Below are 24,946 nucleotides of genomic sequence, written 5' to 3'. Positions count from 1 at the left end.
TGAAGCTGCCAATCTGAACGACCCCGACGGCGCGGCTCCGGTCAAGACCCCGGAGCCCGCGCGCAGCAAGGTGCTGCGCCAGTTCGAACTGGTTGAGGCGGTTCGCGCCTATGACCCGACCGCGGACGAGAACCTTCTCAACCGCGCCTACGTCTATGCGATGAAGATGCACGGCTCGCAGCTGCGGGCCTCGGGTGATCCCTACTTCGCCCACCCGATCCAGGTCGCGGGCATCCTGACGGACTACCGGCTGGACACGGCCACCATCGTCACGGCCCTGCTGCACGACGTGGTCGAGGACACCTCGGCCACCCGGGACGACATCGCCCGCATGTTCGGCGAGGAGATCGCCGTCCTCGTCGAGGGCGTGACCAAGCTGTCGCGGCTCGAGCTCCAGGCCGAGCACACCCGGCAGGCGGAGAACCTGCGCAAATTCATTCTCGCCATCAGCAGGGACGTGCGCGTCCTGCTGGTGAAACTGGCCGACCGTCTGCACAACATGCGGACGCTCCAGTACGTGAAGCCCGAGAAGCGCGAGCGCATCAGCCGCGAGACGCTGGAAGTCTATGCGCCGCTGGGCCGCTCCATCGGCATCCACTCCATCGCCTCCGAGCTGGAGGAGCTGGCCTTCACCTTCCTGAACCCGACCGCCAAGACCGCCATCGAGCGGCGGCTGGAGGCGTTGAAGCTGGAGCACGGCCGGGCCATCGGCGGGGTGTCGCGCGAGGTCGAGCGGGTCCTGCAGGAGGCCGGGGTCAACGCCCGGGTCGTCGGGCGGGAGAAGACGCCCTACTCGATCTGGCGCAAGCTGCAGCGCAAGTCGGTCGGCTTCTCGTCCCTATCCGACATCTACGGCTTCCGCGTGATCGTCGAGGCCGAGGACGACTGCTACCGCGCACTCGGCGTGATCCATCGCGCCTGGCCGATGGTGCCGGAGCGGTTCAAGGATTTCATCTCGACGCCCAAGTCGAACAACTATCGCTCCCTGCACACGACCGTCGTCGGTCCCTCGGGCCTGCGCATCGAGATGCAGATCCGCACCGAGGCCATGGATCGCGTGGCCGAGGACGGGGTGGCGGCGCACTGGGCGTACAAGAACCATTCCTACGGCTTCGACCGCGAGGCCATGGCCCGCGACGGCGGCCGCGACCCGCTGCAGAACCTGCGCCACCTCGTGCAGGTGATCGAGCATGGCGAAGGCGGCGAGGACTGGGTCGAGCACGCCAAGCTGGAGATGTACCTCGACCAGGTCTTCGTCTTCACGCCCAAGGGGTCGCTGATCACCCTGCCGCGCGGCGGCATGCCGCTGGACTTCGCCTACGCCGTCCATACCGAGGTCGGCGATTCCGCCGTCGGAGTGAAGGTCAACGGCGAGCTGAAGCCGATGCGCACCCAGCTCCAGAACGGCGACGTGGTCGAGATCATTCGCGGCGCCAAGCGCGAGATTCCGGCGGACTGGCGCTCCCTGACCGTGACCGGCCGCGCCCGCTCGGCCATCCGTCGTCACATCCGCACGTCCGAACGCGGCGAGTTCCAGAAGCTGGGCCGGGCGACCCTCGAGCAGACGCTTTCGCGCGCAGGCAAGACCATGGCCGAGGTCTCGCTCAAGCCCGCGATCGAGACCCTCGCCGTCGAAAATGATGACGACCTGTTCGAGGCGATCGGCCGTGGGCGTCTGTCGGCCGCCAAGGTCGGCGAGACCCTGTTCCCCGCGCTGAAGGGGCGGCTGAAGGCCGGGCCGGACCGCAAGCGGATCGCCGATGACCAGGCCCGCCTGTTCGTTCGCGGCGGCGGCCTGACCCCGGGCGTCAGCGTTCACTTCGGCCAGTGCTGCTCGCCGGTCCCGGGCGACCGGATCGTGGGCATCATGGAGCCGGACGTGGGCCTGACGGTCCACACCATCGACTGTCAGCGTCTGGCCGACTTCGCCGATGACGACTCGGTCTGGCAGGACCTTCAGTGGACCCCGCAGGCCGAGCAAGGCGCCGTCGCCGCGGCCCGCTTGCGCGCCACGATCAGGAACGCGCCCGGCGTGCTGGGCCAGGTCGCCACCCTGATCGGTGAAGCCGGCGGAAACATCCTGAACCTGGTCATGAGCCACCGGCAGCAGGACTTCTTCGACGTCGAGATCGACGTGGAGGTGGAGGACGCCCGCCACGCCACGATGATCATGGCCGCCCTGCGCGCCAATCCGTCCGTGGAGTCTGTGGAGCGCGCCCGCGGGTGAGTGAAGAGCGTCCCTCCAACGCCGCCCAGTTGGCGTCGCCGTCCTACCGAATCGCCGCGCTGGATCAGGACTTCGTGCTCAGCGAGGCGATGCGCGGCGCCCGCTTCCTGATGGAGTACGAGAAGGCCGAGCAGGCGCTGAAGGCCTGGGGCGTTCGCTCCACCATCGTCGTCTTCGGCAGCGCCCGCGTGGGCGAGGACGCCGGTCCGAACCACGCCCGCTGGTACGCCGAGGCGCGCAAATTCGGTCGCATCGCCTCCGAACGGGGCGGGGCCATGCGCGGCGATGTCGGCCACCCGCGCGACAACGTCATCGCCACCGGCGGAGGGCCGGGCATCATGGGCGCCGCGAACCGGGGCGCCCACGACGTCGGCGCGCCGTCGATCGGCTTCAACATCACCCTGCCGCACGAGCAGGAGCCCAATCCCTGGTCGACGCCGGAGCTGACCTTCCGCTTCCACTACTTCGCCATGCGCAAGATGCATTTCGCCATGCGGGCCAATGCGCTGGTGGTCTTCCCGGGCGGCTTCGGCACCTTCGACGAACTGTTCGAGATCCTGACCCTGCGCCAGACCGGCAAGGAGCGGGCGATCCCCATCGTGCTGGTGGACGAGGCCTACTGGAAAGCTGTCGTCGGCTTCGACGCCCTGGTCGAGCACGGCATGGTCGCCCCGGCCGACCTCGAGCTGATCAGCTTCGCCGAGGACGCCGAGGGCGCCTGGGCCGAGCTTCTGGCGCGCGGCCTGAACCCCGGCGGTGAAAACAGCACCGATCCGCATCAACCGGCCCTTCAAAGCGGGACGGCTAGAGAGTAGGGGAGGGGCATGACCTCCGAAGACGTTCTCAACGAATTCCGCGACGCTGGCGCCCTGCGAGAAGGCCACTTCGTCCTCTCGTCCGGCCTGCACAGCCCGACCTTCCTGCAGAAGAACCTCGTCTTCATGGACGCGGAACGCTGTGGCCGCCTGTGCAGGGCGCTGGCCGAGAAGATCACGGCCGCCGTCGGCCCGGTCGACGTGGCCATCTCGCCCGCCGTGGGCGGGATCATCCCGGGTTACGAGACCGCCCGCTGGCTGAAGGTCCCTTCGATGTACGTCGAGCGCGTCGACGGCGAGTTCAAGCTGCGTCGCGGCTTCCACGTCGAGCCGGGCCAGAAGGTCGTGATGGTCGAGGACATCGTCACCACGGGCCTGAGCTCGCGCGAATGCATCGCCGCCATCAATGCGGCCGGCGGTGAAGTCGTCGCCGCGGCCTGCATCGTCGACCGCTCGGGCGGCCGCGCCGACGTCGGCGTGCCCCTGATCGCCCTGGCGACGCTGGACGTGCCCGCATACCCCGCCGACGCCCTGCCGCCCGAACTGGCCGCCATCCCGGTCGAGGACCCGGGCAGCCGCCGGCTTTCGAAGTAGGGGCGGGACGATGTCCGGTCCCGTTCGCCTGGGGGTCAACATCGATCACGTCGCGACCGTGCGGAACGCACGCGGCGGCGTTCATCCGGACCCGGTCCGCGCCGCCCGTGAAGCTCTGGCGGCCGGAGCCGACGGCATCACCGCCCACCTGCGCGAGGATCGCCGGCACATCACCGACGCCGACATCGCCGCGCTGAGCGACCTGTGCGCGAACGCGGGCAAGCCGCTGAACCTCGAGATGGCCGTCACCGACGAAATGCTGGCCATCGCCCTGCGCCACCGCCCGCACGCCGCCTGCCTGGTGCCGGAGCGGCGCGAGGAGGTCACGACCGAGGGCGGTCTGGCCGTCGCCGGTCACGAGGCCCGGATCGAGCCCGTGGTGCGCAGCCTGTCCGAAGCGGGCGTGCGGGTGTCGCTGTTCATCGAGCCCTCGGCCGATCAGGTCCGCGCCGCCGCCGCGGTCGGAGCCCAGGTGGTCGAGTTCCACACCGGCCGCTACTGCCACCTGTCCGGCGATGATCGCGCCGTCGAGTTCGAGCGGCTGCAATCCGCCGCGAGCCTGGCCGTCGATCTCGGGCTGGAAGTCCACGCTGGCCACGGCCTCGACTACGGAACCGCCGCCGAAATGCTGGCCATCGCCGAGGTTCGCGAACTGAACATCGGCCATTTCCTGATCGGCGAGGCCGTGTTCATCGGCCTGACCCCGGCCATCCAGCGGATGCGGGCCGCGATGGACGCCGCGTCATGATCCTGGGCGTCGGCGCCGATCTGTCGGACATCCGGCGGATACAGGAGACGCTGGATCGCTTCGGCGACCGCTTCAAGGAGCGGTGCTTCACCGAGCTGGAGCGCACCCGGTCGGATCGCAAGCCTGACCCCGCCTGGAGCTACGCCAAACGCTTCGCCGCCAAGGAAGCCTGCGCCAAGGCGCTGGGCACCGGGATGCGGGCCGACGTCTACTGGCGCGACATGGGGGTGGTGAACCTGCCCTCCGGCCAGCCCACCCTGGCGCTGACCGGACATGCCGCCGAACACCTGGCCCGGATGACGCCCCCCGGACATACCGTCCGTATCCATCTGACTCTCAGCGACGAGCACCCGTACGCCCTGGCCTTCGTCGTGATCGAAGCCTTGCCCGGGGCTTAATCACGTTATACCGCTTTGGCCGCTGAAAGACCGCGTCGGCGGCTGGGGGATGAGACGAAGATGAGCGACGAGCACAAGCCGCACGACGACCACGCCCACGATGCGGGTCACGATGCCGGCCATGACAACGCCCACGACGCCGCGCACGGTGGCGATCACGGGCACGGCCATGCCGATGATCATGGGCACGGTCACGACGCCCACGCGGCGCCGGCCGAGCCGCACCACGAGGAATCGGCGCACGCCGAAGAGACCCCTTCGCACGACGACCATGGCCACGCTGATGCGGCGGCGCATGACGATCACGCCGCCCCGACCGAGGCGGCCGCCCACCACGACGACCACGATACTCACGCCGCACCGGCCCATGACGAACCGGCCCATGACGCGCCGGCGCACGCCGAGGCCGCTCATGGCGACCACGGGCATGACGACCACGCCGGTCACGAGGCTCACGCCTCGGATGAGCACGCCGCTCCCGCCGAAACCCACGACGATCATGCGCACCACGACGCCCATCACGAGCCCGCTCACGTCGAACCGGAAACGGTCGCGGCCGCTGCTGCCGTGACCGCCGCCGCCGCGACGGCCGCCCAGCCCGAGAAGCGTCCCGTGTGGAGCGATTCCGGCGACGCCCCCTTCGAGGACGTCGATGCGACGCCCGTCTACGCCCGCACGAAGAAGGACAAGAAGGCGAAGAAGGCCTCCGGCGGCCTGTTCGGCGAGATCTGGGAGATCGCCAAGACCATCGCCGTCGCCCTGCTGATCGCCTTCGTCCTGCGGACGATCGCCTTCCAGCCCTTCACCATCCCGTCGGCCTCGATGGAGCCGAACCTGTACCAGGGCGACTACATCGTCGTGTCCAAATGGTCGTACGGCTATTCGAAGCACTCGATCCTGGGCAGCCCGTCGATCTTCGACGGCCGCATCCTGGATCGCGCGCCCAAGCGCGGCGACATCGTCGTCTTCAAGCTGCCGAGCGACAACAAGACTGACTACATCAAGCGCCTGATCGGTCTGCCGGGCGACCGGATCCAGATGATCAACAACGTGCTGCACATCAACGGCGCGCCCGTGCGTGACGTGGTGGTGTCGGCCCAGGACCTGACCGACGCCTTCGGTCGTCCGCTCATCCAGGCGGACGAGACCTTCCCGGACGGCTCCAGGACCTTCCGCGTGCAGGACTTCGGCCCGGGCAACCTGCTGGACGACACCCCGGTGTTTGAAATCCCGGCCGGCTACTACTTCATGATGGGCGACAACCGCGACAACTCGGTCGACAGCCGTGTCGACCCGTCGCAGAGCGGCGTCGGCCTTGTCCCGGCCGAGAACCTGATCGGCAAGGCCGAGATCATCCTGTTCTCGTGGAACGAGGGCGCCTCGCTGCGCAATCCGGTGTCCTGGTTCACCAAGGTGCGCCTGAGCCGCTGGTTCAAAGTCCTGCATTGATGACGGACCGCCGGGCCGAGGCTGTTCGTGCGCTCACGCGCAACCTCGGCCATGACTTCGCCGACCCGGGCCTGCTGGAACAGGCCCTGACCCACGCCAGCGTGGGCGAGGGGGCTGAACGCGACGCTCGCGGACGGCCCTTCGTCGACAACCAGCGCCTCGAGTTCCTGGGCGACCGGGTTCTGGGCCTGCTGGTCGCCGACCGGCTGATGCGCGATTTCCCCGAGGCGGATGAGGGCGACATGTCCGCCCGCCTGCACGCCCTGGTCGACAAGGCCGCCTGCGCCCGCGTCGCCGAACGCCTGGGCGTCGGCCCGGCCATGCGCCTGTCCCCCGGCGAGGCCAAGCAGGGCGGGCGCCGCCGGGAGGGCGTTCTCGGCGACGCCATGGAGGCGATCCTCGCGGCCCTCTGGCTGGACGGCGGCATCGAAACGGCCCGAAAGGTCTTCGACCACGCCTGGCAGCCCGAGTTCGCCGCCAACCCGAAAAAGGCCCTGACCAACCCGAAATCCGCCCTGCAGGAGTGGGCGCTGGGCCAGGGACGGGCGCTTCCGACCTACCGGATTGTCGAGCGAACGGGCTCCGATCACGCGCCGACATTCACTGTCGAAGCAAGCGTAGCCGGATATCCGCCCTTGACCGCACAGGGGCGATCACGTCAGGACGCGGAGAAAGCGGCCGCGACGGCCCTTCTCCAACGTGAAGGCGTGATTTGACCGAGATCCAGAACCAGCGCGCAGGCTTCGCCGCCATCATCGGCGCCCCCAACGCGGGCAAGTCCACGCTGGTCAACCGATTGACCGGGACCAAGGTCTCGATCGTCACCCAGAAGGTGCAGACCACGCGCTTCCCCGTGCGCGGCATCGCCATCTACGGCGACGCCCAGATCGTGCTGGTCGACACCCCCGGGATCTTCAGCCCGCGTCGCCGTCTGGATCGCGCCATGGTCGCCTCGGCCTGGGGCGGAGCGGATGACGCCGACATCGTGGTGCACCTGATCGACGCCGCCTCGCACATCGCCGCCGAGGGCAAGGACGGCACGGCCGCCGACCGTCGCTCGGCCGAGGACACCGAGACCATCATCGCGGCCCTCAAGGAAGCCGGGAAGCAGGTCATCCTCGCCCTGAACAAGATCGACGGCATGCGTCGGGACACTCTGCTGGCCCTGTCGCAGTCGCTGTACGACACCGGCGTCTACAGCGAGGTCTTCATGATCTCCGCCCTCAGCGGCGACGGGGTCGATGATCTGGGCCAGCGGCTGGCCGAGGCCATGCCGGAAGGTCCCTGGCTCTATCCCGAGGACCAGTCCGCCGACGTGCCGATGCGCGTGCTGGCCGCCGAGATCACGCGCGAGAAGGTCTATCTGCGCGTCCACGAGGAGCTGCCGTACTCGGCCGCCGTCGAGACCACCTCGTTCGAGGACAAGCCGGACGGGTCGGCCCGGATCGAACAGACCATCTATGTCGAGCGCGAGAGCCAGCGCCCGATCGTCCTGGGCAAGGGCGGCCAGACCCTGAAATGGATCGGCCAGAAGGCGCGCGAGGAGCTGACCGAGCTTCTGGACCGTCAGGTCCATCTGTTCCTGACGGTGAAGGTCGATCCCAAGTGGCAGGACAGCCGCGCCCTGTATGCCCAGTTCGGGCTGGACTACGACGTCTGAGAGTTCGGGTTCCTTGTTCCACGTCCCCCGTCGCGCCGGAAACCACCCCCGGCTGGCAATCGGCTTCCTGATCGCCGTCGTGCTCGCCGCCGGCGGGCTGGGCGGTTGGGCCATGCTGCGCAAGCCGTCGTCCCCGGCGGAAACGGTCTCCGCCCCGCTGCCGCCGCGGCCGCCGCTGGTGGTGGTCGAGGACCTGCCCGGGCTGAAGGAACAGCTGGATCGCTGGGGCGCCTCCGGACAGTTCACCGGCGGCGTGCTGGTGGCCAAGGGCGATCAGGTTCTCTACCGGCAGGTCCATGGCTGGGCGGATCGCAGCCTGATGAAGCCGCTGGAACTGAACTCACGGTTCCGGCTCGCCTCGGTCAGCAAGCAGTTCACCGCCGCCGCCATCCTGCGCCTGCAGGACGAGGGCAAGCTGTCGGTGGACGACCCGGTCTGCAAATACATCCAGCCGTGTCCGGCCGCCTGGGCGTCGATCCGGCTGCATCACCTGCTGTCGCACACCTCCGGCATCCCCGACCTGATGGCCCGGCCCGGCTGGGGGCTCCGCCGCGTGACCCCGGCGACCCCGGAAGAGCTGACCGCCGACTCCATGCGCTTCGGCCTCCAGTTCGCGCCGGGCAGCAAGGTCCGGTACGACAACGCCGGCTACAACCTGCTCGGCGCCGTGGTGGAGAAGGTGTCGGGCCTGGGCCTGCACGACTTCCTGCAGGAAGCCTTCTTCAAGCCGCTGGGCATGACCGACACCGGCTATGACGACGGCGTGTCCGATGTCGTCATGGGCTACGCCAACCTCGCCGGCGGTCCCACGCCCCAGCCGGACGCCAACGTCAGCATCATCTATGGCGCGGGCGCGCTGTATTCGACGCTGGACGATCTGCTGATCTGGGAACGCGCCCTGCATCGGGGGCATCTGCTGTCGGCGCAAAGCTATCAGCAGATGATCGCCGACCACGCCCCGGCCGACACGCCCGACGAACGCGGCAAGCCGCGTCGCCTGTGGGGCTACGGCGTCTATGAGAAGGAACTGGGCCTGCAGGTACGGCCCTCGTTCGCCGACAACCAGATATTCCACACCGGCAGTTGGTCCGGCTTCCGCAATCTGATGACCTATCAGCCGGACGAGGACGTCACCGTGATCGTCCTGTCGAACAACTATCACCAGCGTGAGGCGGTCTTCCTGCTGTCCCAGCAGGGCATGGCCGAGGCTCTGGGCCGGGACTTCCCGAGAGCTGTCTCCCGCTAGGACCGGCGGTCCTCGCGGGCCCAGCGTTCACGGCGCGCCAGTTCGGCGGGACCGGGGTCCTGTTCGGCGAAGGAGCCGGTCGGGACCTCGCCGGCGCGGCGATAGCGGTTCACCACCACGCCGCTGTCCGATCGGATGCTCTTCTCCAGCGTCCAGGCCCGGGGACTGGAGCCGGCGTCGAACAGCCGCTTTCCCCGCCCCAGGATGATCGGGAAGGTGAGGGTGGTCAGCTCGTCGATCAGATCCGCCGCCAGCAGCGCGTGGACCAGCTCGCCGGAGCCCTGGATCAGGAGGTCGCGGCCTTCGCTGGCCTTCAGCGCCCTTACGGCCGCCGCGACCTCGCCCTCCAGCCGATGGCTGTGCGCCCAGCTCATCGGCGTCTCCGGCCCGGCGGCGACGTATTTGTTGATGGCGTTGAAGGTGCGGCCGATCTCGTCGTCCATCGTCGGCCAGTAGGCGGCGAAGATCTCGTAGGTCCGCCGTCCCAGCAGGAGATCGTAGTCCTGCCCCATCGCCTCGCCCATCAGCCCCCCGGACGTCTCATCGAAATGGGGCCAGACCCAGCCGCCGAAACCGAAGCCGCCGGTCGTATCCTCGTCGGGCCCGCCGGGCCCCTGCATCACGCCGTCGATGGAGATGAAGCTGGCCAGCCGGATGGTGCGCATCAGGAGACTCCGTGTGTCGGAACAGTCCGCGACCGGTCGCGCGGCGCGGCCTTGCCGGGAAGGGGCATCGGAAAATGAAACGGGGCGGCCGCAGCGACCGCCCCGTGAGTTTCAGCCCTGCGAAGGCGCCCAGTCCGCGCCCGGGACGGTGTTGACCATCCACGGCACGCCGAACCGGTCGATGAAGTTGCCGTACCCGGGCGACCAGAAGGTCTCGCCGAACGGCATCACCACCTGACCGCCTTCAGACAGTTCATCGAACCAGCGCTTCGCCTCGACGCCGTCCTCGGTGTGCAGGGTCACGTCGAAGCCGTTCCTGGGCTTGTCGATGTTCGGGGCCCAGTCGGTGTCCATGTCCGCGCCCATGATCGCCTGATCCCCGACCTCCAGCCAGGCGTGCATCAGCCAGTCCTTGTACTGGGGGCCGACAGGCATGTCGGGCGGCCCCTCGCCATAGGGGAAGGCCGCGGTGATCTTGCCACCCAGCACCTTGGCGTAGAACTCGAAGGCTTCCTTGCACTGCCCGCGGAAGCTGAGGCTCGTCACGATCTTCATGCGTCGTCTCCTCGTTGGGGACCGGTTCAGTCCCTGTTGGCCGCCAGCCAGGCCTCCAGCCGGTCGGCGGTGCTGTTCCAGCCGTGCTTGTGGCCGGTCAGACTCTGTTCGGACTTCAGCCCCTCATGGGTAAAGTCCATGTGCGTCCGCCCATCGGCGGTTTCGGTCAGGACCATGGTCACCAACGTGTCCACCGGCGGTCCGTCCTCGTGGGACTCGTCCCATTTGAAGGTGAAGACCAGCCGCTCGGGCGGGACGATCTCGCGATAGACGCCGCCCTGCCACAGGTCCTGTCCGGTGTCCGGGGAGCGCAGGCAGGCCCGCCACTCGCCGCCGACCCGCAGGTCCTGCTTCACGCTGACGGCGGGCCACTCGACCGGACCCAACCAGAGAACCATCGCTTCCGGGTTCGTCCACGCCCGCCAGACCAGGGCCCGCGGCGCGTCGAACACGCGCTGCATGTTCAGGGTCGGGCGGCCGGCGAACTCTTCGGTCAGGCTCATGGGCGGGTCCGGTCGTCGGGGAAGGTCAGTGGGTCTTCAGCAGTTCAGCCAGCTGGTCCGCGCAGGTTCCCCAGCCCTCGTGGAAGCCCATCGCCTCGTGCTGCTTCATCGTCTCGGCGTTCCAGTGGCGGGCGGTGGCGACGTATTCCGTCTTGCCGTCCGCGGTCGGGGTCAGTTCGACCGTCGCCACCATGAACGGCTGGCCCGCCGGTTTCCAGTCCGGCGTCAGCGCGTCGGTCGTGATCCAGCGCTTGCCGGGCTCGACGTGCAGGAAGACGCCGCTGTTGGGCATGAGCTCGCCATCGGGTCCGTGCATCACGAAGTTGAACACGCCACCCGGGCGCGGATCGATCTGCACGTCCGAGAGGGTCCAGGGCCGCGGCACGAACCACTGCTGCAGGATCTCGGGCGTCATCCACGCCTTCCAGATCTGCTCGGGGGTCGCGTCGATGACGCGACGCAGGGTCAGGGCGTGCTCGTGCGCCACGCCGTCGGTGTGGCAGGGGTTGGCGTCAGTGTCCTTGGCCATCGGTCGGGTCTCCCATCTGGATTTTCTGAAGGTAGGCGTCGAGGCGGTTGAAGCTGGAGTCCCAGTACCGGCGGTAATGTTCCAGCCAGTCCGCCACGGTCTTGAGCGCCTCGGGTTCGAGGCGGGCGGGCCGCCATTGCGCGGCCTTGCCCCGGCTGATCAGCCCGGCCTTCTCCAGCACCTTGAGGTGTTTCGACACCGCCGGAAGGCTCATGTCGAAGGGCTGGGCCAGCTCGTTCACGCTCGCCTCGCCCTCGGTCAGACGCGCCAGGATGGCGCGCCGGGTCGGGTCGGCGAGAGCGGCGAAGCGGACAGAGAGAAGGTCGGTTTCCATGGCGGGGCTTCGTATCTAACTGACAGGTTAAATGCACCCGGACATCCCACTTGTCAACCGTTCGGTTAAATATGCCGATGAACGGATTGAAGCGTGCATCGGTCCGGTCCCGACAAGGTGGAGGCGCCGGGGAGACCCACGCTCCGCCCAGCCGGTGATGTTCGCAGGCGACAACCGGCCTGCGCCGGGTCAACATGGCGCATCACGGGGAGAACAACGTCATGAAAGCCATCGCCGCCGTCACGCTCGCCGCCGCCCTGCTGGCCGCGCCCGCCGTGCACGCCCAGGACGCCGAGGTCGAGATCGGCCGGGTGCTGGACCAGTTGAACGTCGCCTCGACCGCCGCCGACACCGCGGCCTATTTCGGCCTGTTCACCCCGGACGCCCGCTTCATCGGCACGGACGCGACCGAGCGTTGGTCGCTGCCCGAGTTCCGCGCCTATGTGGAGCCCTATTTCTCGCAGGGGCGGGGATGGACCTATACGCCGCGCGACCGGGTCATCACGATCGCCCCGATCGACTGCCGTTGCGTGGCCTGGTTCGACGAGGTGCTGGACAACGCCAGCTACGGCGTCACCCGCGGCTCCGGCGTGCTGCGCAAGACCGCTGACGGCTGGAAGATCGAACAGTACGTCCTCAGCTTCACCATCCCGAACGAGCGCGCGCGCGCCGTGGTCGAGGCGGTTCGCGCCGGCGACTAGCGGCGCTGGCGGGACTCTTCGATCTTCCGCTCACGCGCCTCGGCCCGTTCGTCCAGCGCGTCGGAGATTTCGTCGATGCGCCGGACGTGCATGTTGAAGGCGTTCATGTCCGACGTGCTGGTGAAGGCGATCTCGCCGTACTGGACCACCCAGCGGCGGCGCTCCAGGATATCCAGCTGGGCGTCCATCTCGTCGAAGAGCATCAGGCTCAGATCGGCGCCGATTTTCGTGTCCGCCTTCTCGGCGACCACGCCGGCGTCGAACTCGCGCAGGATGATCGCGCGCCGCGGCCCCGACACCGGCAGCGCCGCGATCTCGGCGCGGGCCTGGGACCGCAGGCGGTCGTCCTCGGCCTCGGACTGGGCCACCATCTCGCGAAGGGTCTGGACCTTCCGCCGGGCGCGGGCCAGGCCGCCCGCCTCGATCAGGGCGGCCGTCTCGAAGAAGTCTTCCTTGACCAGCGCGTCACGGGCTTCACGCAGCCGCTCCGTGGCCGCATCGCGCCGCGCGTCGGCGCGGGTCCGGATGGTGTCCTGCGCCGACTGTTCGGCGCCGAACGCGGCGCCGACGACCTTCAACCCCGAGGCCGGAAGGGCGCCCGCGGCGGCGATCAGCATCATCACGCCTAGCAGGGTGACGCCGCCCGGGGTGTGACGGCGGCCGAAGACGAAGAACAGGATCAGCCAGACCAGCAGTGCGCCGGCCAGCCCTCCGATCAGCCCTACGCCGATCCCCATGACCAGATCCAGCGGCAGGTTGGCCGTTCCGGTCACCTTGGTCAGCGACTGGGCGACCGAGAAGATGAAGGCCCAGAGGAAGACGACGATCCCGCCGAACACCGGGCCCGAATAGCCCTTCCGGCGGCTCTTCTGGCGACGCGAGTTGGAAGTCGGAAAATCGGTCACCAAACGCCCCCCCGGCGAACTCTGCACCGCTCCAGCCTAGCCTACCGCAAGGCCGGCTCACAAGGCGCGGAGACGACGGGGAAAACCGACGGCTGTTCCCGGGACGTTCCACAGGCTAGATCAGGGGCATGGACTTCACCGAAGACGCCTTCGTCCTCTCCGCCCGCGCCCACGGCGACACCGGCGTGGTCGTGGACCTGTTGACCGAGGGGCAGGGGCGGCGGGCCGCCTATGTCGCAGGCGGAGCGTCCCGGAAGATGAAACCCTTCCTCCAGCCCGGCGCCCGGGTCGTGGCCGACGTCCGCGCCCGCACCAGCGAGCATCTGGGCACGGCCCGGCTTGAACCGGTAGGCGAGGGGCCCAGCGCCCTGTTCGACGATCCCCTGGCCCTCACCGGCCTCGCTGCCGCCGCCGCCGTGGCGCAGGGCGCCCTGCCGGAGCGCGAGCCGCATCCGGGCGCCTTCCTGGCGTTCGAGGCCCTGATGGGCGCCTTCATCCTGCCGGAGGTCTGGCCCGCCGTCTTCGTGCGGTTCGAGGCCGGCCTGCTGGAAGACCTCGGCTTCGGCCTGGATCTCAGCCGCTGCGCCGCCACCGGCTCGACGGATGACCTCTGCTGGGTCAGCCCCCGGACTGGTCGCGCGGTCAGTCGCGAGGCGGGCGAGCCCTATGCCGGAAAGCTTCTGAAGCTGCCCCCCTTCATGCTGGGCGCCCAGGCGGGACTGGCGGACGGCGACATCGGCGACGGTTTCGACCTGACCGGCCACTTCCTCGAGCAGTTCGTCTTCCATCCGATGGACCGGCCGCTGCCGCCCGCCCGGGTCTGGATGATCGACAAGCTGCGCGAGGCCGGCCGCCTCTAGCGCAGGCGCGCCAACGCCGTGTCCAGCTCCGCCGCCAGCATCTCCACCAGTTCGCCCGTCGGCATCGCCCGGCTCATCGGCGCGCCCTGTCCCACCCAGTTCGGCATATAGCCCGTGTCTCCCGCCGCCGTGGCCGCCGCGTTCAGCGCCTTGCCGATGTCATAGGCGAAGGGATAGGGCGCGATCCGGCTTTCCTCCGCGCGGCGCATGAAATCGTTCTCCAGTCCCCGCGCCGGGCGGCCCGAGATCGCGGCGCTGACCCGGGTGCGGCCCGCATCCTGTCCCGCCAGTTTAGCGCGATAGACGTCGCCCGCCGCGCTCTCCGGACAGGCCACGAAGGCCGTGCCCAACTGCGCCCCGGCCGCGCCGAGCGCCAGCGCCGCCGCGACACCGGCGCCGTCCATGATCCCGCCCGCCGCGATCACAGGGATATCCAGCACCGTCGCCAGCAGCCGGCTCAGGGGCAGGGTGGCGAACCGCGGATCGTCCGCCGGATCGAACACGCCGCGATGCCCGCCCGCTTCGAACCCCTGCGCCACCACCATGTCGATCCCCGCCGCCTGCGCGGCCCGGCCTTCCTCCGGCGAGGTGACGGTCGCCAGAAGCACGATCCCGACCGCCTTCAGCGCCGCGATCCGGTCCGCGTCCGGCAGGCCGAAATGGAAGCTGACCACGGCGGGCCGTTCCTCGATCAACAGAGCCAGGGCGTCATCATCCACGCGGAAGCTGCGATAAATGTTCCTCAGATCGACCGGGGGCTCCGCGCCGAACCGCGCGAACAAGGGCCTCAGGCTCTCGATCCAGTCGGCGTTTCGGGCGACATCAGCCTCCGCCGGGTCATGACAGAAGACGTTCACATTGAACGGCCCGGTCGTCAGGGTCCGGGTCGCCCGGATCGCCGCGCGAGCCTCCTCCACGCCGACCGAGCCGATGGCGACGGAGCCCAGCGCGCCCGCGTTCGTCACCGCAGCGGCCATGTCCGGCGTCGAGGTCCCGGCCATCGGGGCCTGGATGATCGGGTGACGCAGGTCCAGGCGGCGGGTGAGGGCGGTCTGCATGCTTTTCGGTCTCCAATGATCCCCAGATAGGCGGTCCCCGGACGCCTGCCAGCGCTCGGCTGCGCTAGACTTCCGTCTTCAGATTGCCGATTCGGACCCTATGAGCATCCATACGCCTCCGCCCGAGGGCGGCCGCATCGTTGACGAGCCGATGGGCGACGCGCTGTCCAAGCGCTACCTCGCCTACGCCCTGTCGACCATCACCAACCGGGCTCTCCCGGACGTCCGCGACGGTTTCAAGCCGGTGCACCGGCGCATCATGTACGCCATGCACCAGATGCGGCTGAACCCGCAGGCGGCGGCGCGGAAATGCGCCAAGGTCGTCGGCGAGGTGATGGGCTCGTACCACCCGCACGGCGACGCCTCGATCTATGACGCCCTCGTGCGTCTCGCCCAGGACTTCTCGCAGCGCTATCCGCTGGTCGACGGGCAGGGCAATTTCGGCAACATCGACGGCGATAGCGCCGCGGCCATGCGCTACACCGAGTGCAAGCTGACACCCGCCGCCGTCCTCCTGATGGAGGGCATCGACCAGAACGCCGTCGACTTCCGCTCCACCTATGACGATCAGGACGAGGAGCCGGTCGTCCTGCCGGCCGGCTTCCCCAACCTGCTGGCGAACGGCTCGTCGGGCATCGCCGTCGGCATGGCCACCTCGATCCCGCCGCACAACGTCGGCGAACTGATCGACGCCTGCCACCTGCTGCTCGAAAAGCCCGAGGCGACGACCGAGGAACTGGTCCAGATCGTCCCGGGCCCGGACTTCCCGACCGGCGGTGTCGCCGTCGAAGGGCACGCCTCGATCCTGGACGCCTATGAGACCGGCCGCGGCGGCGTGCGCCTGCGCGCCCGCTGGGAAAGCGAGGACCTGGGGCGCGGCGTCTGGCGCATCGTGATCACCGAGATCCCGTACCAGGTCCAGAAGTCCAAGCTGATCGCCGATCTGGCCGACCTGATCGAGAACAAGAAGGCCCCGCTTCTGGCCGATGTCCGCGACGAGTCGGCCGAGGATATTCGCCTCATCCTTGAGCCCAAGTCCCGGACGGTTGAACCTGAAGTTCTTATGGAAAGCCTGTTCAAGCTTTCCGACCTGGAGGTTCGCTTCCCGATCAATATGAACGTGCTGGACGGCACCGGCACCCCGCGGGTGCTCGGCCTGAAAGCCTGCCTCCAGGCCTTCCTGGATCATCGCCGCGAGGTCCTGATCCGCCGCGCCCAATGGCGGATCGAGCGCGTCGAGAAGCGCCTGCACCTGTTGGAAGGCCTGCGGATCGTCTTCCTGAACCTCGACGAGGTCATCCGGATCGTCCGCGAGGAAGAACAGCCCAAGGCCGTCCTGATCGCGCGCTTCGGCCTGACCGAGATGCAGGCCGACTACATCCTCGACACCCGCCTGCGTCAGCTGGCGCGGATCGAGGAGATGGCGATTGAGAACGAATTCAAGGAACTGTCGGAAGAACTTGCCAACCTGCAGTCGCTGTCGACCTCGCCGGCGAAGCAGTGGAAGCAGATCGGCAAGGACCTCGAGGCCGTCCGCAAGGCCCTGATCTCTCCGCGCCGCACGACCATTTCCGAAGCCGTCGACACCTCGGCCTTCGCCCCGGTCGAGGCCTTCATCCCGCGTGAGGCGATCACCGTCATCCTGTCGGAACGCGGCTGGATCCGCGCCGCCAAGGGCAAGGTCGATGATCCGTCGGAGCTGAAGTTCAAGGAAGGCGACAGCCTGGCCTTCCTCGTCCCGGCCTACACCACGGACAAGCTGCTGATCGCCGCCTCGGACGGCCGTATCTTCACCGTCGGGGCGGACAAGCTCGCCTCCGGTCGCGGCCACGGCGAGCCGCTGCGCCTGATGATCGAGCTCGACGAGAAGGCCGAGATCATCAACCTGCTGGCCCACCAGCCGGGCGGCAAGCTGCTGATCGCCTCGAAGGCCGGCTACGGCTTCGTCGCCCCGGAGGACGACCTGCTGGCCCAGAAGCGCGGCGGCAAACAGGTGCTGAACGGCGACCTGCTGGCGGCCCTGCGCGTCACCGGTGATCACGTCGCCACCATCGGCGAGAACATCAAGGCGCTGATCTTCTCCCTCGCCGAACTGCCCGAAATGGGCCGCGGCAAGGGCGTGAAGCTGCAGAACTTCAAGCAGGGCGGTCTGGTCGACGTGGCGGTGTTCAACGCCGAACAGGGACCGGAATGGGCCGACGGCGGCGGCCGTCGCCGCAACTGGCCCGACTGGAAGGACTGGCTCGGCAAGCGCGCCCAGGCCGGCCGTCAGGGGCCGCGCGGCATGCGCAAATTCCGCTGACCATCCGCAGGTGACGCCGATTTCATTATCGAGCGGGGCCGTATCGCGCGATAATCACCACTGACCGGACGTCCGGTCGATTGGAGACCTACATGCTGACCTGGATCATCATCGGCGTCATCGTTCTGGTGCTGCTGTTCGTCGTCATCGGCGGCTACAACAAGCTCGTCGCGCTGGACCAGCGCGCGGACCAGTCGTTCGCCGACATCGACGTGCAGCTGAAGCAACGCCAGGACCTGATCCCGAACCTGGTCGAGACCGTGAAGGGCTACGCGACGCACGAGCGCGGCACCCTGGACGCCGTGACCGCCGCCCGCGCGGCCGCCGCCGGCGCCACCTCGGTCAACGACAAGGTCGCCGCCGAGAACATGCTGACCGGCGCCCTGGGCCGCCTGTTCGCCGTGTCCGAGGCCTATCCGGACCTCAAGGCCAACACCAACTTCCAGCAGCTCTCCGCCGAGCTGTCGGACATCGAGAACAAGCTCGCCGCCGCCCGCCGCTTCTTCAACAGCGCCGTCAGCGAGTTCAACGCCGTCCGTCGCCAGTTCCCGACCGTCCTGTTCGCCGGCCTGTTCGGCTTCGCGTCGGACAAGCCGTTCTTCGATCTGGGCGAGGGCGAGCGCGCCGCCCTGAACGCCGCCCCGCCGCAGGTGAAGTTCTAAGTCACGATCATGGGCGCCGTCGGGCTCCAGACCCACATCTGGGCGAACAACACCCGGTCGATCCTGCTGCTGGCGACCTTCCCCATCCTGGTGGGCTTCATCCTGTACGGGGTGCAGCTGATCCTGATGGGGATCGGCGTCCTGCCGGGCACGGGCAAGGCGCTGGTCGACGACATGGCCCTCGCCGCATCCTGGCTCGGCTGGACCGTTCCGGCGGCCTTCGTGATCGCCGGCATCTGGTTCGCCATCGCCTATTTCGGCAGCCAGACCATGGTCGACATGCTGACCGGCGCCCGCAAGGTCGAGCGCCGGACCGAGCCGGAGCTCTACAACCTGCTCGAAAACCTGGCGATCTCGCGCGGGCTGCGCACCCCGACCCTGCGGGTGATCGACAGCGACAGCCTGAACGCCTTCGCCACCGGCCTGCACGAAGGCCAGTACAGCGTCACCGTCACCCGCGGGCTGGTCCAGCAACTGACCCGCGACGAACTCGAGGCCGTGCTGGCCCACGAACTGACCCACGTCATCAACAAGGACGTGCGGACCATGATGATCGCCTCGATCTTCGCGGGCATCATCAGCGTCATCGCCGAGATGGTCTTCCGGGGTCTGCTCTATTCCGGCGGGCGTCGTCGGAGCAGCGAGGACAACAAGAACGCCATGCCGCTGATCCTGATCGGCATCGGCTTCGCCGTCGTCGGTTTCCTGCTGGCCATCGTCATCCGCATGATGCTGTCGCGCACCCGGGAGTATGTGGCCGACGCCGGGGCGGTCGAACTGACCAAGAACCCGGACGCCATGATCTCGGCGCTGCGCAAGGTCGAGGGGCGCTCCAGCCTCAAGGGCCCGGACGAACTGCAGCAGCTGTTCCTCGACAACCAGCCGGACGGCGTCGGTCTGGAAGGCCTGTTCGCCAGCCACCCGCCGATCCAGAAGCGGATCGACGCCCTGGTGAAGTTCGGGGGAGGGCGGGACGCCGGTCCGTGGGAAGCCCAGCCCTACGAGACCTCTGTCCCCTCGGCGGGCTAGTCCGTCAGCCGCGCCCAGCCGAAGCGGGTCAGCTGTTCCATCGGCCGGAACGAGGCCTTGTAGTCCATCTTCTGCGAACCGCGGACCCAGTAGCCCAGATAGACGTAGGGCAGGCCGATCGCCGTCGCCTGCCGGATGTGGTCCAGGATGGCGAACCGGCCCGGGCTGCGGTCCTCCAGCGCCGGATCGAAGAAGCTGTAGACCATCGAAAGCCCGTCCGAGAGCAGGTCCGTCAGGCACACGCCGACCAGATCGCCGGGCCCGCCGTCCGACGAGGGCAGCCGGTACTCGATCAGATGGGTGCGCACGGCCGTGTCCTCGACCATGGCCACATAGTCGGCCCAGCCCATGCCGTTCATCCCGCCCTCGGCGTGCCGGGCGGACAGATAGCGCCGCAGCAGCTCGAACTGCTCCGCCGTCGCCTCGGCCTCGACCAGATCCCGCGACAGGTCGTCGTTCCGCTTCAGGATACGGCGCTGCGATCGGGAGAAGGCGAACTCGCCCACGGGCACGCGCACCGACACACAGGCGTCGCAGGTCTCGCAGGCGGGGCGGTAGGCGATGTTCTGGCTGCGTCGGAAGCCCGCCTGGGTCAGTTCGTCGTTGACGTGGGCGCCGTCGCTGAACGGCAGGTTGGCGAACACCTTCCGCTCGGTCTGGCCGGGCAGATAGGGGCAGGGCGCCACGGAGGTCATGTAGAAGCGAAGCTGGCGCTGGGGAACGAAGGTCACGGCGCTATCTCCGCACCCGAACACGCCCGAATTCCGGCGAACCAGTCATGACCGTATCTGGCGCCGCATCGCAGCGAGGCGCAAGCCTGTTCGCCCGTCGCCCGAACCCGGCGCGACAGGCGGCCGGTCACAGGCTGGTGTCCGTCGGCAGGACCGGGGCCTCGCGCAGCAGCACGATGGCGATCCGGCGATTGCCGGCCAGCGTCGGATCATCCGGGTACAGCGGGTCGGACCCCGCCTTGCCGGACACCTGATAGACCCGGTCCGGATCGACGCCCGCCGCCTGCAGCACCAGTCGCGAGGCGTTGGCGCGTTCTGACGACAGGCTCCAGTCGTTCGGGCCGGTCGCGCGGTTCGAGCCCGGCGCGGCCGAGGTGTGGCCGGTGATCGAAATCCGGTTCGGCAGCTGGTTGATCACCCGCGCCACGGCTCGCAGCAGGACCTGCGCCCGCGCGTTCGGGCGCGAGGAGTTCTGCTCGAACATCGAGCGGCCTTCCTGATCGACCAGCTGGATACGCAGGCCTTCCGGCGTCTGGTCGATGATCAGTTGCTTCGACAGCTCGGCCAGTTCCGGCATGGACTGCATGGCCTGCCGCAGCGATTCGGCGGCGGAGGCGAAGTCGGCGGCTTCCCGGCGGGCGATCTCGTCCCGCAGCTGCTGCTCGCTGGCGCCGGCCAGATCCGAGCTCTGGCCGGCCTGCTGGTTCGGATTCATCGGCGCCTCGGGCGCCAGCTGGGTGATGACCGAATTGGAGCCCGACGACTTGGAGCCGTCGTTGCCCAGCGCCGTCCCGCCCAGGATGCCGCCCGAGCCCGAGGTCGTGGCCGACACGCTGGCGGGGGCGAAATACTCGGCGATGCCCTTCTTCTGCTCCGGATCGGTCGTGTTGATCAGCCACATCAGCAGGAAGAAGGCCATCATCGCGGTCACGAAGTCGGCGTAGGCCACCTTCCAGGCGCCGCCGTGGTGGCCGTGATCGCCACCCTTCTTGATCTTCTTGATGAGGATCGGGCGATCGCTCATGGACATCGGGGAGGGCCTTCGAAGCGCGAAACTGTCCGAACATGGGACAACAGGGTTAAGGCGACGTTTCCCATGTCGCCGCGGGTCCAAACCGCGCTTGTCTTGCCGGGCGAGGGACCGTAGGTCGGGGTGGTGACGCTCGAACCGCCCCCGGAACACCCGACCGACGAGACCCTGGCCTACCGCCGGGCCCTCGGTTCGTTCGCGACCGGCGTCTGCGTGGTCACAGCTGACAGCCCGCAGGGGCCGCTGGGCCTGACCATCAACTCCTTCACCTCGGTGTCGCTGGAGCCCCGGCTGCTCCTGTGGTGCATCGACGAGCGCTCCGAGCGCTGGCCGGTCTTCGCCGCCGCCGAACGCTTCGCGGTCCACGTCCTGCCGGCCACGGACCGCGACAAGGCGGCCCGGTTCGCCCGCGGCGTCGCCCTGCTGGAGCCGAATGAGTTCGAGCGCCGCCCGGACGGCCCGCCGTGCCTGCCCGAGGCCCTGGCCCGGTTCGAATGCGCGGTGCACGACCGCATCCAGATGGGCGATCACATGGTGGTGGTCGGCCGCGTCGAGGCCTTCTCGGCTTCGGACGGCGACGCCCTGACCTTCTGGCGCGGCCGCTACGGGTCGCTGGGAGCAGACGAATGAAGACGGCTTTCGCGGGACTGGGCGTCATGGGCGGCCCGATGGCCCGTCACCTGATCTCGGCCGGCTATCCGGTCACCGGCTACAACCGCTCGCCGGACAAGGCCCGCGCCTGGGCCGAGGCGAACGGCGGAACCTTCGCGCCCACCGTGGCCGAGGCCGCCGCCGGCGCCGAATTGTTCGTCCTCTGCGTCGGCAATGACGACGACGTCCGCCAGGTCGTGACCGAAGCCCTGCCGCACCTGGCGAAGGGCGCCGTGATCGTCGACCACACCACCACCTCGGCCAGAGTCGCCCGCGAGATGGCGGACCTCGCGGCGGGGCAGGGGGCCTTCTTCATCGACGCCCCGGTGTCCGGCGGTCAGGCCGGCGCCGAGAACGGCCAGCTCAGCGTCATGGCCGGTGGCGACGCCGCGGCCCTGTCGCGCGTCGAGGCCGCGCTGATGCGCTATTCGAAAGCCGTCAAGCACATGGGCCCGTCCGGCGCGGGCCAGTTAACCAAGATGGCCAACCAGATCTGCATCGCCGGTGTCGTCCAGGGACTCGCCGAGGCGGTGCATTTCGCCCAATCGGCCGATCTGGACACCGACGCCGTGCTGGACGCCATTTCCAAGGGCGCGGCCCAGTCCTGGCAGATGGACAATCGCTGGAAGACCATGGCCCGGGGTGAATTCGAGTTCGGCTTCGCCGTCGACTGGATGCGCAAGGACCTGGGCCTGGTGCTGGACGAAGCCCGCGCCAACGGCAGCCATCTGGCGCTGACCGCGCTGGTCGACCAGTTCTATTCCGAGGTCCAGGCCATGGGCGGCGCCCGCTGGGACACCTCGAGCCTCGCGGCGCGCCTCCAGGATCGCAAGCGCGGCTGATTTTGCGTGAGACCTGAAAAGTCAGGCTCAAGACGTTGAATGGCGGTCGATCTGGCGGCGGATCACCCCGGATCCACCAATCTGATTTCGCATAATATATCTTAGGCGACAAAGAGACGGATGAAAAAGGCCGACCCTGAGGCCGGCCCTTTCCGCGCTTACATGTGCAGCATGCGGCCGTAGGCGTCGAGCTGGGCCTCGTGCATGGCTTCCGACATCGTCGGGTGCGGATAGACGATGCCGTGCATGTCCTCCTCCGTCGCCTCCATGGTGATGGCGGTGACGTAGCCCTGGATCATCTCGGTGACTTCGTGGCCGATCATGTGGGCGCCGATCAGCGCCCCGGTCTTCGCGTCGAAGATGGTCTTCACGAAGCCCTCGGTCTCGCCCGCGGCGACGGCCTTGCCGTTGACCTTGAACGGGAAGCGACCGACCTTGACCTCACGCTTCTCGGCGCGGGCCGCCTGTTCGGTCACGCCGACCGAGGCCACCTGCGGCTGGGTGTAGGTGCAGCCGGCGATCGGCGACACGACGTTCGGGGTCTTGAAGCCGGCGATGTATTCGGCGGCGTGGATGCCCTCGTGCGAGGCCTTGTGCGCCAGCCAGGGCGCGCCGGCGCAGTCGCCGATGGCGAAGACGCCCTTCACATTCGTCTGGCAGTGGCTGTCGATCTTGATGTGGCCGCGGTCCAGTTCGACGCCCAGCGCCTCCAGGCCGATGCCGTCGGTGTTGGCGGTGATGCCCACGGCCGAGATGCAGACCTCGGCTTCCAGCGCCTCGGCCTTGCCGCCGACCTCGATGTCCACCTTCACGCCGGCGGCGGTCTTGGAGACCTTGGTCACCTTGGCGCCGGTGCGGAATTTGATGCCGCGCTTCTCCAGCGCCTTTTGGGCGGCCTTGGAGATTTCCTCGTCCTCGACCGGCATGATGCGCTCGACCGCTTCCACGACCGTAACTTCCGCGCCCAAGGCACGGTAGAAGCTGGCGAATTCCAGGCCGATTGCGCCCGAGCCGATGACCACGAAGGTCTTGGGCAGCTTCTTCGGCGCCAGGGCGTCGCGGTAGGCCCAGATCTTGTCGCCATCGGCTTCCAGACCGATCTGCGGCAGGGCGCGGGCGCGGGCGCCGACGGCCAGCATGACCGTCTTGGCTTCGATGGCGCGCGTGCCGCCGGCCTTCAGGGCGACGACGACCTTGGGCGCTGCGGCGCCCTTCTCGAGCGTGGCCGAGCCCTCGATCACCTCGATCTTGTTCTTCTTCATCAGGAAGCCGATGCCCTTGTTCATCGTCGCCGCCACCCCGCGCGAACGCTGGATGATGGCGTCGAAGTCAAAGGAGGCGCCGGAAGCCGACAGGCCGTATTCCTTGAGGTGGCTAAGGCTCTCGAACTTCTCGCCAGACTTCAGCAGGGCCTTGGTCGGGATACAGCCCCAGTTCAGGCAGATGCCGCCCAGGTTCTCGCGCTCGACAATGGCGACCTTCTGGCCCAGCTGGCTGGCGCGGATCGCCGCGACGTAACCGCCGGGGCCCGAACCGATGACGACGAGATCGAATTCAGCAGCCATGATCAGATCAACTTCTCGATGTCGGCCTTGATGGCCGCGGGTTCAGTCTGGGGCGAATAGCGCGCGACGACGCGGCCTTCGCGGTCGGTCAGGAACTTGGTGAAGTTCCACTTGATGGCCTGGGAGCCGAGAAAGCCGCGCTTCTGCTGGGTCAGCCAGGCGTAGAGCGGGTGCCGGTTCGGCCCGTTGACCTCCACCTTGTCGAACAGGGGGAAGGTGACGTCAAAACTGGTGGCGCAGAAGGCGGCGATTTCCGCCGCCCTGCCCGGCTCCTGGCCGCCGAACTGGTTGCAGGGAAAGCCCAGCACCTGGAACGGAGCGTCGACGAAGTCCCGGTGCAGCTTCTCCAGCCCGTCATACTGACCGGTGAAGCCGCACTTGGACGCCGTGTTGACGATCAGCAGCGCCTGACCGCGAAAGCGGTCCAGCGCCACATCCGTGCCGTCGATGGCGCGGGCGGAGAAGTCATAAACCGAGGTCATGACTTCACCCTCCCCCTAGGCCAGCATCGCCACGGGATCTTCGATCAGCGGCTTGAACGCCTGCAGGAAGCGAGCGCCCGTCGCGCCGTCGACCACCCGGTGATCGCAGGTCAGGGTCACGGTCATGACCGTGGCCGGCACGATTTGACCGTCCTTGACGACAGCTCGTTGCTCGCCCGCGCCCACGCTCATGATGCAGCCCTGCGGCTCATTGATGATCGAGGTGAACTGCTTGATGCCGAACATGCCCAGGTTGGACACCGAGAAGGTGCCGCCCTGAAACTCTTCAGGCTTCAGCTTGCGTTCGCGGGCGCGCTTGGCCAGGTCCTTCGACTCGGTCGCGATCTGGGCCAGACCCTTGGTCTCGGCCTTCTTGATGATCGGGGTGATCAGACCGCCGTCGAT

At 68.3% G+C, this 24,946-nt stretch carries 29 protein-coding genes; 16 read left to right on the top strand and 13 right to left on the bottom strand.

Translation table 11 applies throughout. The annotated features are described in order from the left end of the window. The first annotated feature begins 160 nt into the window (after positions 1-160). Genes VGE03_RS05145 through acpS form a run of 5 tightly spaced genes read left to right on the top strand, consistent with a single transcriptional unit; the run spans position 161 to position 4,782 of the window. Positions 161-2,227 (top strand): RelA/SpoT family protein, encoded by a 2,067-nt coding sequence (locus VGE03_RS05145; protein ID WP_414644893.1) that lies wholly within the window; start codon positions 161-163, stop codon positions 2,225-2,227. After that, the gene (locus VGE03_RS05140) at positions 2,224-3,042 is read left to right on the top strand and encodes a TIGR00730 family Rossman fold protein (RefSeq protein WP_331045397.1); all 819 of its coding nucleotides are present in this window, start codon (positions 2,224-2,226) and stop codon (positions 3,040-3,042) included. Before VGE03_RS05145 ends, VGE03_RS05140 begins: the two co-directional genes overlap by 4 nt. A 9-nt stretch (positions 3,043-3,051) precedes the next feature. Then, positions 3,052-3,636, top strand: a complete 585-nt coding sequence (pyrE, locus tag VGE03_RS05135; protein WP_331045396.1) for an orotate phosphoribosyltransferase — start codon at positions 3,052-3,054, stop codon at positions 3,634-3,636. Positions 3,637-3,646: 10 nt separating this feature from the next. Next, on the top strand, positions 3,647-4,384 hold the full coding sequence (locus VGE03_RS05130) for a pyridoxine 5'-phosphate synthase (protein WP_331045395.1): 738 nt from the start codon (positions 3,647-3,649) through the stop codon (positions 4,382-4,384). Continuing rightward, on the top strand, positions 4,381-4,782 hold the full coding sequence (acpS, locus tag VGE03_RS05125) for a holo-ACP synthase (RefSeq protein ID WP_331045394.1): 402 nt from the start codon (positions 4,381-4,383) through the stop codon (positions 4,780-4,782). Before VGE03_RS05130 ends, acpS begins: the two co-directional genes overlap by 4 nt. On the opposite strand, the gene VGE03_RS05120 is transcribed toward acpS, so the two are convergent. Then, on the bottom strand, positions 4,783-5,304 hold the full coding sequence (locus VGE03_RS05120) for a hypothetical protein (RefSeq protein ID WP_331045393.1): 522 nt from the start codon (positions 5,302-5,304) through the stop codon (positions 4,783-4,785). A gap of 45 nt (positions 5,305-5,349) precedes the next feature. On the opposite strand from VGE03_RS05120, the gene lepB reads away from it, so the two are divergent. Genes lepB through VGE03_RS05100 form a run of 4 tightly spaced genes read left to right on the top strand, consistent with a single transcriptional unit; the run spans position 5,350 to position 9,137 of the window. Next, positions 5,350-6,231 (top strand): signal peptidase I, encoded by an 882-nt coding sequence (gene lepB, locus VGE03_RS05115; protein ID WP_331045392.1) that lies wholly within the window; start codon positions 5,350-5,352, stop codon positions 6,229-6,231. After that, positions 6,231-6,947 carry a ribonuclease III gene (rnc, locus tag VGE03_RS05110; protein ID WP_331045391.1) on the top strand — a complete coding sequence of 239 codons (717 nt, stop codon included), beginning with the start codon at positions 6,231-6,233 and terminating at the stop codon, positions 6,945-6,947. The genes lepB and rnc overlap by 1 nt, the downstream gene beginning before the upstream one ends. Continuing rightward, a complete protein-coding gene (gene era, locus VGE03_RS05105; RefSeq protein ID WP_331045390.1) occupies positions 6,944-7,891 on the top strand; it encodes a GTPase Era in 948 nt (315 codons plus the stop codon). The genes rnc and era overlap by 4 nt, the downstream gene beginning before the upstream one ends. Before the next feature lie 13 nt (positions 7,892-7,904). Beyond that, a complete protein-coding gene (locus tag VGE03_RS05100) occupies positions 7,905-9,137 on the top strand; it encodes a serine hydrolase domain-containing protein (protein WP_331045389.1) in 1,233 nt (410 codons plus the stop codon). Here the strand turns inward: VGE03_RS05100 and VGE03_RS05095 are convergent. From VGE03_RS05095 to VGE03_RS05075, 5 genes are all read right to left on the bottom strand, one after another. After that, entirely contained in the window at positions 9,134-9,802 is a 669-nt protein-coding gene (locus VGE03_RS05095; RefSeq protein ID WP_331045388.1) for a dihydrofolate reductase family protein, read from the bottom strand. The two genes, VGE03_RS05100 and VGE03_RS05095, sit on opposite strands and share 4 nt — an antisense overlap. 111 nt (positions 9,803-9,913) lie before the next feature. Beyond that, positions 9,914-10,357 carry a VOC family protein gene (locus tag VGE03_RS05090; RefSeq protein WP_331045387.1) on the bottom strand — a complete coding sequence of 148 codons (444 nt, stop codon included), beginning with the start codon at positions 10,355-10,357 and terminating at the stop codon, positions 9,914-9,916. 26 nt (positions 10,358-10,383) lie between these two features. Further along, positions 10,384-10,860, bottom strand: coding sequence for an SRPBCC domain-containing protein (locus VGE03_RS05085; RefSeq protein WP_331045386.1), 477 nt, complete (start codon positions 10,858-10,860; stop codon positions 10,384-10,386). 25 nt (positions 10,861-10,885) lie between these two features. Further along, entirely contained in the window at positions 10,886-11,389 is a 504-nt protein-coding gene (locus tag VGE03_RS05080; RefSeq protein WP_331045385.1) for an SRPBCC family protein, read from the bottom strand. Further along, positions 11,373-11,723 carry a metalloregulator ArsR/SmtB family transcription factor gene (locus tag VGE03_RS05075; protein ID WP_331045384.1) on the bottom strand — a complete coding sequence of 117 codons (351 nt, stop codon included), beginning with the start codon at positions 11,721-11,723 and terminating at the stop codon, positions 11,373-11,375. Before VGE03_RS05075 ends, VGE03_RS05080 begins: the two co-directional genes overlap by 17 nt. A 221-nt stretch (positions 11,724-11,944) precedes the next feature. On the opposite strand from VGE03_RS05075, the gene VGE03_RS05070 reads away from it, so the two are divergent. Then, complete coding sequence (locus VGE03_RS05070; protein ID WP_331045383.1) at positions 11,945-12,424, top strand: nuclear transport factor 2 family protein; 480 nt, start codon at positions 11,945-11,947, stop codon at positions 12,422-12,424. Here the strand turns inward: VGE03_RS05070 and VGE03_RS05065 are convergent. Next, on the bottom strand, positions 12,421-13,329 hold the full coding sequence (locus VGE03_RS05065; RefSeq protein ID WP_331045382.1) for a hypothetical protein: 909 nt from the start codon (positions 13,327-13,329) through the stop codon (positions 12,421-12,423). The two genes, VGE03_RS05070 and VGE03_RS05065, sit on opposite strands and share 4 nt — an antisense overlap. 128 nt (positions 13,330-13,457) lie before the next feature. Between VGE03_RS05065 and recO the strand changes: the two genes are divergently transcribed. Next, positions 13,458-14,189, top strand: a complete 732-nt coding sequence (gene recO, locus VGE03_RS05060) for a DNA repair protein RecO (RefSeq protein WP_331045381.1) — start codon at positions 13,458-13,460, stop codon at positions 14,187-14,189. Here the strand turns inward: recO and VGE03_RS05055 are convergent. Further along, positions 14,186-15,247, bottom strand: a complete 1,062-nt coding sequence (locus tag VGE03_RS05055) for a nitronate monooxygenase (protein ID WP_331045380.1) — start codon at positions 15,245-15,247, stop codon at positions 14,186-14,188. The genes recO and VGE03_RS05055 overlap by 4 nt on opposite strands. 100 nt (positions 15,248-15,347) lie before the next feature. On the opposite strand from VGE03_RS05055, the gene parC reads away from it, so the two are divergent. The 3 genes from parC (at position 15,348) to VGE03_RS05040 (ending at position 19,240) form a co-directional block, all read left to right on the top strand. Beyond that, complete coding sequence (gene parC, locus VGE03_RS05050; protein WP_331045379.1) at positions 15,348-17,549, top strand: DNA topoisomerase IV subunit A; 2,202 nt, start codon at positions 15,348-15,350, stop codon at positions 17,547-17,549. A gap of 92 nt (positions 17,550-17,641) precedes the next feature. Next, positions 17,642-18,211 (top strand): LemA family protein, encoded by a 570-nt coding sequence (locus tag VGE03_RS05045; protein ID WP_331045378.1) that lies wholly within the window; start codon positions 17,642-17,644, stop codon positions 18,209-18,211. A gap of 9 nt (positions 18,212-18,220) precedes the next feature. Beyond that, positions 18,221-19,240: a M48 family metallopeptidase gene (locus tag VGE03_RS05040; protein ID WP_331045377.1), complete on the top strand. Its 1,020-nt coding sequence runs from the start codon at positions 18,221-18,223 to the stop codon at positions 19,238-19,240. Here the strand turns inward: VGE03_RS05040 and VGE03_RS05035 are convergent. Both VGE03_RS05035 and VGE03_RS05030 read right to left on the bottom strand, forming a co-directional pair. Continuing rightward, positions 19,237-19,971 carry an arginyltransferase gene (locus tag VGE03_RS05035; protein WP_331045376.1) on the bottom strand — a complete coding sequence of 245 codons (735 nt, stop codon included), beginning with the start codon at positions 19,969-19,971 and terminating at the stop codon, positions 19,237-19,239. The two genes, VGE03_RS05040 and VGE03_RS05035, sit on opposite strands and share 4 nt — an antisense overlap. A gap of 127 nt (positions 19,972-20,098) precedes the next feature. Then, positions 20,099-21,001, bottom strand: a complete 903-nt coding sequence (locus VGE03_RS05030; RefSeq protein WP_331045375.1) for a flagellar motor protein MotB — start codon at positions 20,999-21,001, stop codon at positions 20,099-20,101. A gap of 123 nt (positions 21,002-21,124) precedes the next feature. On the opposite strand from VGE03_RS05030, the gene VGE03_RS05025 reads away from it, so the two are divergent. Next, positions 21,125-21,631, top strand: a complete 507-nt coding sequence (locus tag VGE03_RS05025) for a flavin reductase family protein (protein ID WP_331045374.1) — start codon at positions 21,125-21,127, stop codon at positions 21,629-21,631. Further along, entirely contained in the window at positions 21,628-22,494 is an 867-nt protein-coding gene (locus VGE03_RS05020) for an NAD(P)-dependent oxidoreductase (protein WP_331045373.1), read from the top strand. The genes VGE03_RS05025 and VGE03_RS05020 overlap by 4 nt, the downstream gene beginning before the upstream one ends. Before the next feature lie 158 nt (positions 22,495-22,652). Here the strand turns inward: VGE03_RS05020 and lpdA are convergent, their stop codons facing one another. The 3 genes from lpdA to VGE03_RS05005 form a co-directional block, all read right to left on the bottom strand. After that, the gene (lpdA, locus tag VGE03_RS05015; protein WP_331045372.1) at positions 22,653-24,059 is read right to left on the bottom strand and encodes a dihydrolipoyl dehydrogenase; all 1,407 of its coding nucleotides are present in this window, start codon (positions 24,057-24,059) and stop codon (positions 22,653-22,655) included. Positions 24,060-24,061: 2 nt separating this feature from the next. Then, entirely contained in the window at positions 24,062-24,541 is a 480-nt protein-coding gene (locus tag VGE03_RS05010; RefSeq protein ID WP_331045371.1) for a glutathione peroxidase, read from the bottom strand. Positions 24,542-24,556: 15 nt separating this feature from the next. Next, a partial coding sequence (locus VGE03_RS05005) for a 2-oxo acid dehydrogenase subunit E2 (protein ID WP_331045370.1) occupies positions 24,557-24,946 on the bottom strand: 390 nt, incomplete at its 5' end.

Origin of the sequence: Brevundimonas sp. (genome assembly GCF_036400995.1) — a bacterium.
GTDB lineage: Bacteria > Pseudomonadota > Alphaproteobacteria > Caulobacterales > Caulobacteraceae > Brevundimonas.
The sequence above is the reverse complement of the archived record's forward strand: the minus strand, read 5'-3'. Positions and strand labels throughout refer to the sequence as shown.

Excerpts from the sequence above, each read along its gene's own strand:
- VGE03_RS05145 (WP_414644893.1), top strand. The coding sequence starts at position 161 with ATGAAGATGCACGGCTCGCAGCTGCGGGCCTCGGGTGATCCCTACTTC.
- pyrE (WP_331045396.1), top strand. The coding sequence starts at position 3,052 with ATGACCTCCGAAGACGTTCTCAACGAATTCCGCGACGCTGGCGCCCTG.
- VGE03_RS05130 (WP_331045395.1), top strand. The coding sequence starts at position 3,647 with ATGTCCGGTCCCGTTCGCCTGGGGGTCAACATCGATCACGTCGCGACC.
- acpS (WP_331045394.1), top strand. The coding sequence starts at position 4,381 with ATGATCCTGGGCGTCGGCGCCGATCTGTCGGACATCCGGCGGATACAG.
- rnc (WP_331045391.1), top strand. The coding sequence starts at position 6,231 with ATGACGGACCGCCGGGCCGAGGCTGTTCGTGCGCTCACGCGCAACCTC.
- VGE03_RS05095 (WP_331045388.1), bottom strand. The coding sequence starts at position 9,802 with ATGCGCACCATCCGGCTGGCCAGCTTCATCTCCATCGACGGCGTGATG.
- VGE03_RS05090 (WP_331045387.1), bottom strand. The coding sequence starts at position 10,357 with ATGAAGATCGTGACGAGCCTCAGCTTCCGCGGGCAGTGCAAGGAAGCC.
- VGE03_RS05085 (WP_331045386.1), bottom strand. The coding sequence starts at position 10,860 with ATGAGCCTGACCGAAGAGTTCGCCGGCCGCCCGACCCTGAACATGCAG.
- VGE03_RS05080 (WP_331045385.1), bottom strand. The coding sequence starts at position 11,389 with ATGGCCAAGGACACTGACGCCAACCCCTGCCACACCGACGGCGTGGCG.
- VGE03_RS05075 (WP_331045384.1), bottom strand. The coding sequence starts at position 11,723 with ATGGAAACCGACCTTCTCTCTGTCCGCTTCGCCGCTCTCGCCGACCCG.
- VGE03_RS05070 (WP_331045383.1), top strand. The coding sequence starts at position 11,945 with ATGAAAGCCATCGCCGCCGTCACGCTCGCCGCCGCCCTGCTGGCCGCG.
- recO (WP_331045381.1), top strand. The coding sequence starts at position 13,458 with ATGGACTTCACCGAAGACGCCTTCGTCCTCTCCGCCCGCGCCCACGGC.
- VGE03_RS05055 (WP_331045380.1), bottom strand. The coding sequence starts at position 15,247 with ATGCAGACCGCCCTCACCCGCCGCCTGGACCTGCGTCACCCGATCATC.
- parC (WP_331045379.1), top strand. The coding sequence starts at position 15,348 with ATGAGCATCCATACGCCTCCGCCCGAGGGCGGCCGCATCGTTGACGAG.
- VGE03_RS05045 (WP_331045378.1), top strand. The coding sequence starts at position 17,642 with ATGCTGACCTGGATCATCATCGGCGTCATCGTTCTGGTGCTGCTGTTC.
- VGE03_RS05040 (WP_331045377.1), top strand. The coding sequence starts at position 18,221 with ATGGGCGCCGTCGGGCTCCAGACCCACATCTGGGCGAACAACACCCGG.
- VGE03_RS05030 (WP_331045375.1), bottom strand. The coding sequence starts at position 21,001 with ATGTCCATGAGCGATCGCCCGATCCTCATCAAGAAGATCAAGAAGGGT.
- VGE03_RS05020 (WP_331045373.1), top strand. The coding sequence starts at position 21,628 with ATGAAGACGGCTTTCGCGGGACTGGGCGTCATGGGCGGCCCGATGGCC.
- lpdA (WP_331045372.1), bottom strand. The coding sequence starts at position 24,059 with ATGGCTGCTGAATTCGATCTCGTCGTCATCGGTTCGGGCCCCGGCGGT.
- VGE03_RS05010 (WP_331045371.1), bottom strand. The coding sequence starts at position 24,541 with ATGACCTCGGTTTATGACTTCTCCGCCCGCGCCATCGACGGCACGGAT.